This window comes from Caldithrix sp. (genome assembly GCF_056497305.1).
Genome location: NZ_JBSMDE010000216.1, coordinates 1 through 15,430, shown reverse-complemented (window position 1 = coordinate 15,430; position 15,430 = coordinate 1). Strand labels below are relative to the sequence as shown.

The 15,430-nt window shown below is 45.9% G+C and carries 4 protein-coding genes; 2 read left to right on the top strand and 2 right to left on the bottom strand.

Annotated elements, in window-relative coordinates:
- Positions 1-444: 444 nt before the first annotated feature.
- On the bottom strand, positions 445-5,115 hold the full coding sequence (locus ACWB0I_RS17950) for a C25 family cysteine peptidase (protein ID WP_479389467.1): 4,671 nt from the start codon (positions 5,113-5,115) through the stop codon (positions 445-447).
- A 433-nt stretch (positions 5,116-5,548) separates the two neighbouring features.
- On the opposite strand from ACWB0I_RS17950, the gene ACWB0I_RS17945 reads away from it, so the two are divergent.
- Positions 5,549-8,932 (top strand): PAS domain-containing hybrid sensor histidine kinase/response regulator, encoded by a 3,384-nt coding sequence (locus ACWB0I_RS17945; protein ID WP_479389466.1) that lies wholly within the window; start codon positions 5,549-5,551, stop codon positions 8,930-8,932.
- Positions 8,933-9,153: 221 nt separating this feature from the next.
- The gene (locus ACWB0I_RS17940) at positions 9,154-12,489 is read left to right on the top strand and encodes a FlgD immunoglobulin-like domain containing protein (protein ID WP_479389465.1); all 3,336 of its coding nucleotides are present in this window, start codon (positions 9,154-9,156) and stop codon (positions 12,487-12,489) included.
- Positions 12,490-12,546: 57 nt separating this feature from the next.
- Here ACWB0I_RS17940 and ACWB0I_RS17935 read toward each other — a convergent pair whose 3' ends face one another.
- A complete protein-coding gene (locus ACWB0I_RS17935; protein WP_479389464.1) occupies positions 12,547-14,988 on the bottom strand; it encodes a bifunctional YncE family protein/alkaline phosphatase family protein in 2,442 nt (813 codons plus the stop codon).
- Positions 14,989-15,430: the final 442 nt, after the last annotated feature.

Sequence of the window (15,430 nt, the reverse complement as noted above, 5' to 3'; positions counted from 1 at the left end):
CGCAACGTAACTCGAGCTTCAGCTCGAAACTTTGTAAGGGCGAAGCATTTTTTAAAAAGTCTTTCTCAAGAGCGATTTAACATTTACACAAAGAGGTTGCGCTAATTTAAACAACCTTCAGTAAACTGCTTCGCCCTTACGCCTGAGAAAGATTTCTCCGCTCTGCCCGTCGCTTTCGCTCCGCGTATCGGTCGCAATGACGGTTAGAGAGACCCTCTGCCGCCTTCCATTCCACCCCCGATTCATCGGAATGCAGAGTCCTTTACATTGAAAGGTTAAGGTCCCTCCTGGATCGCTTTGCGGAAATGAGAATTAATGGTTGAAGGCCCGTGCCGGGCGCAAGCATTTCCTCATTCCTGTCTAACAGGCCACCATTAAGCTATTTAAACACTAAACCGTTTAACGATGAAACAAATTTTCGCACACTAAATTTAATCATCCACTCTATTTGAGCTTGATCATTTTCCTGACTTTATTAAAGAGTAGAACCCCGGTCTGGGCATCTTTCACCGTCAAGCGGTAAAAGTAAATTCCGGAAGCTGTTTCATTGTTAAATCGGTTTTGCCCGTTCCAGATCAAGCGGTGTAGGCCGGCATTAAAAAAGCGCTCTGCGCTGAGTTCAGCGATTTTTTGTCCCAAAATATTGTAAATGGTTAAACTAACCAGTCCGCTCTGTTTTAATCCAAACTCAATGGTAGTTTGAGGATTAAAAGGATTTGGATAATTGGGTCTTACAAAAAATTCCGTAGGAAGCCGATCCGGCGACTCTGAAACATGACTGATGAATTGGGTGTGCAGAGGACTGTACAGGCCTGTGTGCCGGACATTGCCCAAAGGCTGATTCCATTCGACAATAGTACTCTCTTCATATTTTTGGGGCGCATCCCAGATCAGTAACACCCCCTCGTGATTAACCAATAAAATATCCAGATCACCGTCTGCATCAATATCATCGATAACCGGCGAATGCCCTTTAATAAAGCTGTTCTTGACGTAGAGAGGAAAACCTTCGATTTCTGCGCCATGGTCCGAACTCAAGGCGTGAATATAGCCAAAAGCATCCAGGTAGATGATTTCCTGCAGACCATCCTGATTCACGTCAGAGAGCAGCGGGGAGTTGTAAGGAGGTAACACCTCCCAGTTGTTGTTAAAATAACTGTCGCCATTCTTAATTGGAACAGGAAAACCGCTTTTAAGGCTGCCGTCAGCCTTAAAGATGTAAAGCGCATCCCGACCAACGTACACAATTTCCAACAGTTGGTCTTCATCGACCTTGCCCACAATAGCCGGTGAAGTGCGCCAGTAAGGATTGGTCACGTTACAGGGCTGGCCGTTTTCCCAACCAGGTAGGGGCTGTCCGTTGCTCTTTAAGACAAACAGCAAATCCGATTTGACCACCGGTACGATGATCTCCAGCGAATCGTTGTTGTCAATATCAGCTAAAGTCAAGGGCGCTTCCAGAGGGTTGCTGAAAGTTTTGCTCCAAACGGGCTCGGTAGCACTGTCTGGTTTAAAACAATAGAGTTTCTTCTCCACGGTGGGGACTAAAACAGACACTGTGCCGCTGTTTTCAAGATCGGCCACTGCCAAATTGCCCACGGATGCGGTTCCCGAAAACACATAGCCCTCGTCCGGCCAGTCTTTGAATTTCACCAGCGATCCGCTGCTATCGGTTAAAATGTACAGTCGACTGTTTTTGGGCGGTTCAGGCGCATTATTGGCATGCGTTAAAACCATGATTTCATCAAATCCGTCATGATTAAGATCAGCCAGAACAGCCGGAGAAGGCGCATTGTACAACAGGTCCTTTTGAGCCAGCAATGCTCCTGTTTCCGAATCCAGCACATACACATGGTTTTGGGCCACACCTTCTTTAAAACTGGCCACTACGATCTCGACTTCCGGACTTTCCGTTACCTGACCAATGGCCGGAAAGGTCAGATCGCCCTCCAGGCCTTCGGCCTGAAATAACAACTGCCCTCGCCAGTTGTAAACATGTAGCTGTCCGTTGCTGCCCGTAGCGATCAGCTCTTTCAAACCATCGCCGTTCAGATCGAACGAGGTGACGCCGCTGATTTCGGAACCAATCGCCCGCACATTGGGCCTCACCGGAAATCCTTCCTGAAAGGGCAAAGAACTCCAGGTTTGAATGGTATCGCTAAAAGCGCTGTAATTGCCGCTGCTGTCCACGGCCTGCATGGTGTAGTAATAGCGGGATCCCGCCCGGGCTTGCGTATCCACAAAATGGCCGGCCTCGGGGATAGGCATTTCAGTAACTAAAGTAAACGGCCCCTGTGGAGCCTCTGCACGATAGACCAGGTAGCCCAAAACGTCGCTGTTGGGCACCGGCGGCCAATTCAAAACAATGCCCCCTTCCGGATTGGGTTTAAAGGAAACCTGCTCAATGCGTTGCGGTGCCTCCAGGTCCAGCTTAAACTGCCAGTGGTGGCCTGAGGCATCATTGATATCAAGCGTAAAATGCACATCCCAGGTCTGGTGGCGGAAGGCCAATTCGCCATCCACTAAAACCGTGCTATCGGCAGGCAGACTCTCCAGGTAAAATTCGCCATCTTCAATCTGTACCAGAGAGTCATTCGTGCTTAACTGACCATGGAGCTGCCAGGCCTGTCCGCTGCCGGTATTTTGTAGATAGAGGATCAATGTGCTAAGATTATAGCCATCCGTTGTATCTGCAATAGTGGCGTAGGACAATCGCTGGATTCGCAGTTTTGGTGTATGAATGGCCAGCGGTAAAGAGCTGGTTATTCTCTTGGCCCTTTTAGGTTCCAGAGCCATTTGAATGAGCGCGGTGGTATCGCTGCCCATGCCAGGCGTCAATTGTAATGAAATGGGCGGCGCAGTAAAGATTTCACCCGGGGCAACGTTTTGGTTTAAAAAGAGTAAGGTGTCAGAAAGCTGGCAAATGGCCGGATTGGTCGAAAGATGTAATTTAGAGATTGCAGACCACTCTGCGCTTCCCGTGTTTTTTAAACTGAGATGAAGATTAAAAGACTCACCGGGTTCGCACTGCCCATTTTCGTTGCCCAGAAGTTCTTCCAACCTGGTTTGCACCATCTTAAAAGAATAGGCTTCATTCATGCTCAGGTTTAGCCATTTTTGTACGGGCTTAAAATTGCGGGCCCAAACCGTCAGTTTAACGCTATCTAACAAAACGCCATTAACATCCATTTGAACCATTCCCTGATCATCGCTACGGGCGATTTTGTAAAGCTGATCTTTTTTGTACAGCACCACTGTAGCATTGCTCACTGGCAGGGCGCTGGAATCACTTGCAGCAACGGCAACCTGTAAATAGCGATTGGTCTGGCCGATCACCAGCGAATCCTGAACCGTCATGTTCTGGACGCGATCGGTCCAGACGGGCATTTCTGGATCGCCCAGGACAACGGTGGAATAAACAATGATGCGCGACGGCCCTTCAAAGTTAAGATACCCAAGATAAGGAAGTCTTGAAAGATAATGGGCCTCAGACAGATGGTAAAAATTCTTGTAAAAAGCCAGATTAAAAAATTCCTTCTCCAGGTAAATACCGCTAAAGGGATATTCCCAGCTGGAATTACCAATATAAGCTACTCCGCCGCCCTTTGGGCTTAAAAGGTAATCTTCACCAAAGCAACGTTTTGAAATGTCGTTTGTGTAACAGCTGGCCATGTACCAGATGGTTGGGTCAGGTGTGTTTAATTCGTTTAAATGGTAATTGTACAGATCAGAGCCTCTGGCGCCGGGACGGTAGGTGAAGTACAGGCCGTGGCCTTCGGAAAAAATAAAACCATAACTCTTATTTAATTCCTGAAGAGGAACCTCGGGGCTATCGCCGGTTTGTTCTGACTGACTCACCATGGTACGCTCGAACTGAGAGGGGATGAGCGGATCGATGTGCTTTAAAATGAGCTGATCGCGGCTATCATTGGGCCGCTGCAAATCGCCGGCCAGGTACAAAATAGATGCCGGGAATCGATCGCTGTCGATATTTTCAAACTTTTCGTAGTCCAGTAACTTTTGTAGAAAACGTTGCACCTGAGCCTCAGTTAACACAGGAATACGCGCCACGTACACTTCGGGATACCCCTCCAGATTATCCCTGGCTTCGCCAAAAGTGTCGTCCTGATCGGCGTTCCACGAGCCATCAAGATCGGCAAAGTAATAATCGGTGGGAAATGTAAAATCCCCTGTGTGAACAATACGCGTAGGAATGATGTCGGTATCTCCGCCCAACAGCACGTAACGTGTGCCCCGTTTAGCGTAAGACCAGCGAATAAAATGACGCATGCGTTCAGCATCATCTACGCCGGAGGGAAAGTTCTGGCGAATCCAGCTTAAGGTGCGAATAACAGTAGGCACCCCTCTTTCAGTTTTCCAGCGCGCCAGAGGCTCAAAAGCGCTGGCCAGCTCATCACTGGTAATGATGACATAACGGTCAATTAAACCACTTGCCAATAGGTCAGGGTCGATAAGATCCGTGTTGTGTTCAGGCAGGGCAAAACTACCGGAAATGGTCGGCGTAGCAGAAGACGGGATTAGCTTCTGAACAGTAAGTGCATCCTGTTCAACAGCCGGTTTTATCGGGAGCTCTTGCGCCGGTGCGGTCTGGTAATTGATTTGTACCCGTTCAACAAAAAACAGTTGTTTGTCTTTGGGAACGTATTGAAAGGGATAAATAGCAAAATGCGCAATAGATTGACCGTTAAAGTGTTGGGTTCCCAGATATTGCACTACTGTTTCAGGAAATGGATTGCGATTGTTGTAAACTTCTGGATCAGGCGAAACGGTAGCCAGCTCTGCTTCCTGCGCCCACAACGCCTGTTTGGGCGGAATCTGAAACTGTCCTTGCAATGGCCTTAATTTCACATTTTCGATTGCAAACGAACGGATTTCCTGGCCCGCTTCAATAAGGATAGGTTTAATGTAAAACGGTAAATCCGGCTTCCCCAAATCGTTTTTTAGCGCTGAGCCATTGACAATCCCGAGATAATCTACACGTTGATAGGTCCCCTGATCATCTATTTGAATGCGCAATGGAGAATGGATAATTTTAATCTCAGCGCTCATAACCAGACTTGCATAAAAAAATAGTGAGAAAAAAATGTATTTCATAAAACGCTCCAGTGTTTTTAGGCTAACGAACAGAGTTCTTAATTGTTCACACCAGATCAACTTTAATTAAATATAACCCGTTTTAAAAGTGAATGCATCACAAAATGATGGCATTTTTAATTTCCTGATCCATTTTCGTGGGAAAATCACCTTATTTAACACTGTTCCATGCTTACAGCTCAGCCCAATATTTTTGAGGATTTAATTCCTGATTAAGTTCCAGGTTCTACTATTGAAAAAGACTTTAAAGTTTGGCGTTAAACAGACCGATTTTAAAAAGTAACCTGTTGGCGATTTAATTGCTATTCCAGATTGATTGCGTTACCTTGAGTTCATGAACAACGCGATCAACAACTTCTTAAACTCTTTTATTTTTGATTTTAATTTCTGTCCTGGGCGGTTTGAAAAGAAAAACGCGATTCGGAGAGAATAAATGACAAAAATTTTGCTTTTAGTAGCCAATTCAGAAAAGAGAGCACAGCTAAGTAAAATTCTGGCCGCGGAACATGAAATATTGGTTCAATCCACAAAGGCCGCCTTACCCCAACAATTTGATTTGTGTATTGCGGATCAATCCACCTTTATTCGCTATGCTGAACAAATAAGAACGAAAAAGCAACAAACACAGCCGGCTTTTTTGCCCGCTTTATTATGGACTTCGGCCGAGGAACTAACCAATCTTGAGCCCGGCTTCAAACAAATGATTGATGAAATCATTTTATCTCCGTTGGTAGTTGAAGAAGTACGCTTGCGCGTTGCGCTCTTGTTGAAAACGCGTCAGCTCTCACAAAAATCTGAAAAATGGTGCCGTACGGCTCTATATAGTGTGGGAGACGCAGTGATCGTCACCGATCGTTCCGGGAATGTGCTGCAAATGAACCCGGTAGCCGAAAAGCTGACCGGCTGGAAGGAGGCTGAGGCTTTGGGCCAGCCTCTGGAAAGGATATTTCATATCGTAAATGAACACACCCGAAAAAAAGCAGCAAATCCTGTAAAGAGGGTTTTGAAAGAGGGGATCGTCGTAGGGCTGGCCAACCACACCTTGCTCATCTCCCGGGATGGCAAAGAACATCTGATTGCCGACAGTGGCGCCCCCATCCATGGGCCAGGAAACGAGACCGTGGGTTGCATTCTTGTATTTAGAGATCAAAGCGCAGAACGAGAAGCGCAGAAAGAGATTCAAAAAGCGCGTTTGTTTGCCGAAGCCATTGTGGACACGGTCAGAGAAGCGCTGTTGGTTCTGGATCATCAGTTAACGGTTGTTTCCGCAAACCGTTCATTTTACCAGACTTTCCAATTGTCCGAACAGGATGTGATTAACCAACCTTTTTTTCAAATGGCCAATGGGTTATTTAACCTGCCTGATTTACGCCGTTTGATAAAAGAGATCGTTGAGCAAAACAAGTCTTTTGAAAATTTAATGATTAGCAACGATTTTAAACATTTGGGACACCGTACTTTTTCGTTCAACGGGCGTAAAATGCACGATACCGGAATTGAAAAGGAATTAATTTTACTGGCCATGAAAGACCTCACTCATCAGGTGGAAATGGAATCTGCCTTGCGTGAAAGCGAGGAAAAATACCGAATCATTGCGGAAAACTCGCATGCCGGTATTTTGATGATCGATACAAATTTTAATTTTATCTATGTTAATCCAAAATTGTGTGAAATACTGGGCCGACAGCCGGAAGAGATCATTGGACATGATTTCAGAGAATTCTTAACAAAAGAATCCGTTCAATTGGTTACGGAACGATACCAGAAACGGCAACATGGCAAAGCGGTGCCAGCCAGTTATGAATTTACCATTTTGCGCAAAGACGGGACTAAACGAAACGTGGAAATTCATTCTGCCATTATTAAAGACAAAACAGGCACAACTATTTCCATAGGTCAAATTTTAGATATTACAGACCGAAAAAAGTCGGAAGAGGCGTTACGCCAGAGTGAAGAAAAGTATCGTCTAATTGTCGAAAATGCTCATGAAGGCATTGAGATTTCGCAAAATGACCGTATCATGTTCTGCAACGCTCGCTTTGCCGAGATGTTGGGTTATTCCATCGAAGAGATCATCAATACGCCTTTTAACAAAATTTACAGCGAACAGGGCATTAGGGATATGTTCGCCAGAGAAGAATTAAGAAAACAGGGCATTACCCCTCCCAAAAACTACGAGACAACCTTTGTGAAAAAAGATGGATCATTAATCGACGTCGAAGTCTCCTATGAAATTATTAAATACAACGGGCGCCCAGCCACCTTTGCCATTATTCGCGACATCACAGAACAAAAACAGACACGCATGGAACTTATGCGCCTGAAAACGGCCATTGAACAGGCCGAAGAAGCCATTGTCATTACCGATCCTGAGGGCCAGATTCAATACGTAAACCCTGCTTTTGAACGAATTTCTGGCTATGGCAGAGGTGAAGCCATTGGGAAAAATCCCAGAATTTTGAAGAGCGGTAAACACGATCAGGCATTTTACAAAAATATGTGGAAAACCATTACCAGTGGACAAACCTGGTATGGCCAGATCATCAATAAACGTAAGGATGGCGAATTGATTACAGAAGAGGTCTCCATTTCTCCTGTGCGCAATGCCAAGGGAGAAATCGTTAATTTTGTTGCCGTCAAACGCGATATTACCAAACATCTGAAATTAGAACAACAGTTCCTACAGGCGCAAAAAATGGAATCCGTTGGACGTTTGGCCGGCGGCGTAGCTCACGATTACAACAACATGTTAACCGTAATTCTTGGAAACGCTCAACTGGGCATGAACAAACTGGAGCCCACACATCCATTGTACGACTATTTTTATAAAATCCATCAGGCCGCTTCGCGTTCGGCTGATATTACCAGACAGTTGCTGGCCTTTGCACGCAAACAGACCATCGAACCCAGGGTACTTGATTTAAACGAGACCATCGAAAGAATGTTAAAAATGCTGCGCCGTTTGATCGGAGAAAACATCGACCTGGTCTGGCAGCCCGGCTCTGTACTATGGCCCGTAAAAATGGATCCTTCACAGATCGACCAGATATTGATGAACCTGGTGGTTAATGCACGGGATGCCATTGACCAGAAAGGTAACATTACCATAGAAACAGAAAATCGTGTATTGGATAAGGCCTATTGCCAGAGCCATGCCGGTTTTAAACCCGGAGAATATGTCATGCTTGCCGTCAGCGATACGGGTTGCGGCATGGAAAAAGAGGTGCTAAACAAAATTTTTGAGCCCTTTTTTACGACTAAAGAAGTAGGAAAAGGAACGGGCCTGGGTCTGGCAACCGTTTATGGCGCGGTTAAACAAAACGACGGTTTCATAAACGTTTACAGTGAACCAGGACACGGCACCACTTTTCGCATCTATCTGCCCAGATATTGCGGAAAAGAATCACCTGTTGAACAAAAGCAAAAAATGCCATTCCTCAAAGGCAAAGGAGAATCTATCGTAATCGTTGAAGACGATGAAGCCATCCTGGAATTCACCCAGAATTTACTGCAGGAATTGAACTACAAAGTCACTGCTTTCTCAAAGGCAGAAAAAGCGCTTGAATTTTTGGCCGGTTCAAGGCAAACAGTTGATCTGCTGTTGACCGATGTTATCATGCCCGAAATGTCCGGCAAAGAATTGAGTGAACAGGTGCAGAAAATTCGCCCGGGGATTAAAACCCTATTCATGTCCGGATACACGGCCAATGCCATTGCTCACCACGATGTGATGGACAAAGGAATTAACTATATTCAAAAGCCGTTTACCATACATGATCTGGCGATTAAAGTTCGGTCCGTACTCGAAAATAAATGAGAATACAGATTGGAATCATTTAAATGGCTAAGGGATTAAGGTTTTCAGCTCTGTACTTTGCAATGGATCGCATCCTGACATTCCTGGCTTTCTGGTCTGTCAATTCTTGATGGAGCACCGGAGTTTTTGACATTTCCCTTCTTATTAATTAAATTGAAGTCATTGAATCCTGAATTCCCTTCAAAATTAAAAATAAGGTTCCATTAATTCAGGAGGTATCTATGAGAAATCTTCTTTTATTAATCAGCCTTATGCTTGTGGCACAACTCCTGGCACGTCCAAATACACATACAGATTATCCCAAGAACTCTATACTTACCCTATCTGAGTATCAAACTGTTTTTAATGCCAACAACTGGCTTTATTGGCAATCGAACGATAACTTGTCAGGGATTAATCCAATTAATGGTACAGGAGGGGGAATCTACCCCAGAAATACTGCGCCTGTAATTTATGCCGATGGGATTGTCATCGGCGTAAAATTGGCTACTAACGATATGCCTGTTCGTGTAGGCGGAAGAACCTACCGGACAGGAATGATCCCCGGTAACCTGAGTCAGGATCCTGAATCACAAAAGATTTATCGCATTCGTCGGGATTGGGAGACGCTCACCTTTTTTGATTTGATCGAAGACGCGGCTGTATTGAACAACGTAAGTCCTAATGCAGTAACCAATGAAATGACACAGGAAATTTATGACCAGTATGCCAGTAACTGGAAAAATTGGCCGGTTGATCTGGGAGCCCCTTACGTAGATGTGAATGAGAACGGAGTTTACGATCCCGTTCTTGATGCCAATGGTTACCCTGACCCCGATCAGGGAGATTACCCTGGCATAAAGGATGCCACCCAGGTGATCTGGTATGTCATGAATGATAATGATGCTTCGAACACCGTGAACTTCTATGGTTCCAATCCTATTGGTTTTGAATTACAGGTAACAGTCTGGTCTTATTCCTTCGCTCCCTTTGAGGACGTGGTTTTTAAAAAATTTACACTAAAATATGCCGGAGATGTGCATGCCGATGAAACGCACATCGGTTACTGGGTCGATTTTGATATTGGAGATTACAGCGACGACCTGGTTGGTTGTGATCCGCAACTGAATCTCGGATTCGCCTATTCGGCTAATCCTTCTGATGAAATGTTTGATCCCTTTTTAGTCCCACCAGCTGCCGGAGTCATGTATTCGCCTGAACTTTCCAGCCTACCGGATGTGCAGCAACTGCACTCTTTTGGTTATTTTTCAGCCGGAGGCGTATGGAGCGATCCGGTTCTTGGCTCCTATGATGGAACGTTAAGCTGGTATAATTTGCTGCGGGGCTACTTACCAAGTACCGATATTGACAATCCGTCGTCTTTTACCTATGGTTCCGGGCCTTACCAGGGTCAGGCCACTTTCTTCCCCCTGGACGGAGACCCTGAAAGCGATCCCAATGCAATGAGTGGCGATCTTGATGGGCAAGGGAACAATATGGGGCCTGGCGATCGGAGAATGGTGATTACTTTACCCAACTTTGAAATGGATCCTGGTGACCAGCAAGAATTTACCTTTGTCATTTTAGGCAAAATCGGACAATCAAATATCAATTCTGTAACCCGATTAAAAGAGCTGGCAAAAGCGGTTCAGACCGAGCTGCAAACGCCACACAACGTGCAGGTTCTTAAAAAAGAGATACAGGTTGATAAAAATAGCGCAGCGGCTCAGATTCTTTTTGAAATAAACATTGACGATCCTGCGGCAACGGTTTCTTCTGCCCAATTAATTTTCAATTCCAAAGATTCCAGCCCTATTGAAAAGTCTTTGTACAACGACGGAACAAATGGAGATGAAATTGCCGGCGATGCCATCTGGACTGTTTCGAGCACATTGCAAACTCAAAAACATCCGGTTAGCGTGGATCTGAAACTGGAACTGAATTCGGGAGAGACGGTTATGTTCCCGGGAATTGTCGAAGGTCTAACAATACGGCCAACTCCAGACCTTCAAAATTTTCATGTGGTATGGGAAAACGGAAAACAGGATCAGAAATTGAATCATAGTGAAACGGCCAAATTGGCCTTCACACTCGTTAACAACGATATTATTTTCGATATTGACCAAATTTCCCTCCGGTTAGGCGACTTTCAGAAATCGTTCGACGTACAGGTTCCAGCCAGTAAGCAAGATTCGACTTCTTTTTATGTAATCCTAACAGCTCCCGATACAGGCTCGTTTTACCAGGATTTTATTGTGATCAATTTTGACGGAAACAATTTCATCGACACAATAAAAATTCCTCTGCAAAAGTGGGAACCGACTTCGTTATGGGGCGACACCCTGGAAATTAACAATGTTTCTGGTTTAGCAAAAAACCTTTTCCCCATTGTTGCCGATCCTTCTTTGCTCACCGGACATCAGTATCAGGTCACCTTCTACTATCAGGACCCAAACATGCAGAGCGATCTGCTATGGAATTTGAAAGATCTAACCACTGGAGAACTTAAGCTAATTGACCAACCAGTACCAGAAGAAGAACAACCAATCAACCCGGTGGTGGACGGCATTCAATGGCTGCTGTACTCACCAACACCTGGGTTGGAAGCCATCATCCAGATTTCCGATGCCCAGGGCCCTCTAACTCCGGATGAATATGACGACTTTGGCACACCTTATGGCGGCAATAATGTGTGGCACAGTCTCAGTTCGCCCAACGATGTTAATCGTTTTTATGTCAGCGCAGGTGGAGGAAGCGGCGACCTTAGCCGAATTGAACGCAGTATTGTCAATGCCGAAAATCATGACTTTGAACTGCGTTTTACCGATCAGGATACCAGCGTATATGCCTGGTGGTATGACTCTGACAATAAATGGGCCTACGTTCCTTTCGAATTCTGGGATGTTGGTTCGACCCACGATGACACTTCCGACGATGTACGATTATTAACCGGCGGTTACTCCGGCGGAGCTACACCTGGGGATTTTGATTTTGCTTACACCGACCCGACGTTTGGGTTTCCAGCCACAGATTGGATTTATGTCAGAAAGCCCATTAATCAGCAAGGCACCTATCAGGCATTTGCCAATGACTTCACATCCAATACATTCTCTTACACCTGGTGGGACAACAGCGTTGAAGTATTGGCGCGTATTATCATTTGTGATTTCGGCGGAGCAGGCACCTTACCCGAAGCCGGCACAACCATTCGCTTCATTACCAGAAAAGTCTTTTCACCCCAAGACACCATTCTGGTTCAGGCTCCGACCACAGACATTCAAACAAATCTCACTGCGCCGTTAACCTTTGATTTGAGGCAGAACTATCCCAATCCGTTTAACCCCACAACGACCATCGAATTCTCGCTTCCGCAGCACGAACGCGTTCAATTGGAAATTTTCAATGTTCTGGGCCAGGTGGTGCGCACCCTGGTTAACGAAGACCTCACGGCGGGTAAATATCGTTTTATCTGGGATGGACGCAATGAACAAGGACAGATATTACCCAGCGGCATTTACATCTATCGTTTGAAAACCGCCCATTACCGCATGACCAAACGCATGGTGCTTATTCGTTAATAGGGCCATACGCTCTCTCCCTGAGCAATTGAGGGGGAGAGCGTTTTTCCCCTTCTTTTAATCTTCCTCTTCCAGCGAAACCTGTACAAAGGCGCTACGAACCGGAGGGGGCATCTCAGAATGGCTGCCTTTCACCGCTTTCCAGATGATTTCGTTAAATTCGATGTCCGGAATGGCATCTTCCTTTGAAAGGTTCATTTCATTACAACGCTGCGCGCCATAGGCCTGGGATGTGTTGAGCTGGTCCATGCGAACCTGCGGTTTTTCCACCGTGTAAGGTCTAAAATTCGGTTGATCGGTAAATGCTTTCAGAATGGGCTGAGCTGCCAGATCGTATTGCGTCATAGGCGGCAATCCTAAGATCAATTCCATGGTTTTAAGAACGCTACTGGTGCTGTACATGGTATGATCCACAAAGCCTCTTTTCACATACGGTCCAATAACCAGCAGAGGCGAACGGTGCGCATCAATATGGTCTGATCCATTCTGGGCGTCGTCCTCCAAAACAAAGACCACGCTTTTTTTCCAGATTGGGCTGTGCGAAAGATGTTGCACAAACAGGCCCAGGGCGTAATCGTTTTCGGCAATCATGGCCAAAACGGTGGGAAAACCGGGTCGCGTACCGGCCGTGTGATCATTGGGAAAGCGCACCATGTTAAACTGAGGCACGGCCTGTCTGGCCAGCAAACTGTCAAAATCGGCCTGCCAGGCTGCAAAACGCACGGTGTCTGGTATCTTTAAATTCCAGCCCGGAAAAGTGGGACAGACCTGCCCCTTTAAACCGGGGGTATTGGCCACATATTGTCCCGGGTGGTCTTTGTCTGCTTCAACGTATTCACCGTAATCGCGCAGACTAATTCCGTGGCGCAACACATTGTCCCAGATGTAACCGGAAGTGGGACGCGAAATTTCTGCATTTTCAAAATCATAACTTCCGCCTCGTCCTCCGTAAAGGGTGGGCCAGGTTTTTTCCACATAATCCGTGGCGTAGGCCGCGGTAGACCAATTATGCCCATCGGCGCTTACCTCGGCATCTACATAAAAATTATCAAAGAGCACAAAGGTTTCAGCCAGTTTATGGGCGTTGGGCGTAACCGCTCGTGGAAAGAGACACAGCGCTGAATCGCCTTCTCCCTGAGGTAGATCGCCCAGAACCTGATCGTAGGTGCGGTTTTCCCGAATCACATAAAATACATATTTGATTTTAGAACTTTTGCTGCCATCGTGCCTAACTGGAACGACGGTCTGCTTCCATTTTTCGTTCTGTTTTTCCCGCATGAAGGGCGTGTTCTGAAACACCTTAACCGTCCATTCAGCCAATTGGCTACGATCCGGCGAATCAATAATGGACAGCACGCCTTTAAACATTTGTCCGATGTACTCTTCCGGTCTGTGCGTTAAGTCGGATCGGCCTGGTTTAGGCCCCTGAGGATTGGGCGCTGAGCCGAGCCCCTTGCCATTGGCCACAATAATTTGACCGGTTCGGGGCAGTACGCGCACACTGGTGGGGTACCAGCCTACCGGAATGAAGCCCAGCGAACGGGAATGGCCGGGTTCATGCACGTCAAAAAGAGCCAGGTAGTTATTGTCGGCATTGGCAACGTACAGGGTTTGCCCGTCCGCACTTAAAGCCAGACTGTTGGGAGTGCTACCTGGCGGCAAATCGGGCTTTAAGGCACAGTGTAAGGTTTCCACTACTTTTTTAGCCTCCATGTCAACAACAGAAACGGAGTTCTGATTGGCGTTGGCCACAAATAGCCATTTCCCATCACCCGTTAGGACCATTTCAGAGGGATGGTCTCCGACTCGAACGGTTTTAAGAACGGAAAAATTATTTAGATCAACACACACCAATTGTGCTTTTTCCCAGACGCTAATCCAGGCTTCATTAGATAGGGAATTGACACAAACTTCGTAGCACTTGCCGGGCATGGTAAGCTTATTTTTTACCGATTTGGTCTGAAGATTCAACAAGTACAACTGGTTGCTGGTTTTCGACACCGCAAGCAAGGCCTGGGCTCTGGGCCAGTAAGCGAGGCCGCTTACAGACACCTCACCCGGTTTCTGGTTTTGCTTGAGATCGATGGTATCCTGAACCACAAGCGTGTCGGCCTGCCAGCTCAACAAATAGACACAATCGTCATTTCCACCGGAAACAAAAATAGTATCTCCCTTTGAATTTGCGGCCAATCCACGCCAGGTTTTGGACAATGGCAATCGTTGGACCTCTCTGTTTTGGGCAATGGAAACTAGCGAAAGCGAATGCTCAGCGGTTCCGCTGTTTGAGGTAATGACATGCTTTTGATCGGCTGTAACCAGCATGTTCAGCGGAAATTCGCCCACAGACACCTGACGTCCTACCGGTGTTAAACGCCAGCCATTGGGTAATTGCACAAAATCAGCATTGCTACCTGGACGTTGAGGCTCAATGGATTTAGGTTGACAGGAAATAATAAACAGGAATGCCAAACCGAGTAATAATTTGCAAAGTGTGTTCATAGCCTCCCTTTCTGTTAAAGAGGTACGTTTCTTTAAAATAGTGCATTTTTTAAAAAAATAAAAACAAAATTCCTCTAATGCAGCAGAGCCGCAACCAATAAACATTTCCACAGGGATTTAATCAACCACAAAGCGCACAGAGAAGCATTTTAAATTAAAAATTACGAATTACGAATTAATTTGCAAAGGGGCAACTTATGTCCAGGCGGTGAGGAACCGTGCCGGCATGTCATTCTGAGAATCCCTTACATTGGCAGACCATTCGCAGGCGCAACGTAACTCGATTTTCGGCTCGAGGCTGTGTAAGAGCGATGACAGGCATTCTTTAACCATTACACTCTTATACTCACGCGTTGTGCAAATTAATAAAAATAATTGTCCACAATTACTCCAATTGCTAAATTAGTAATAACACAAACAAAAACAAGGAGTAATCATGGAC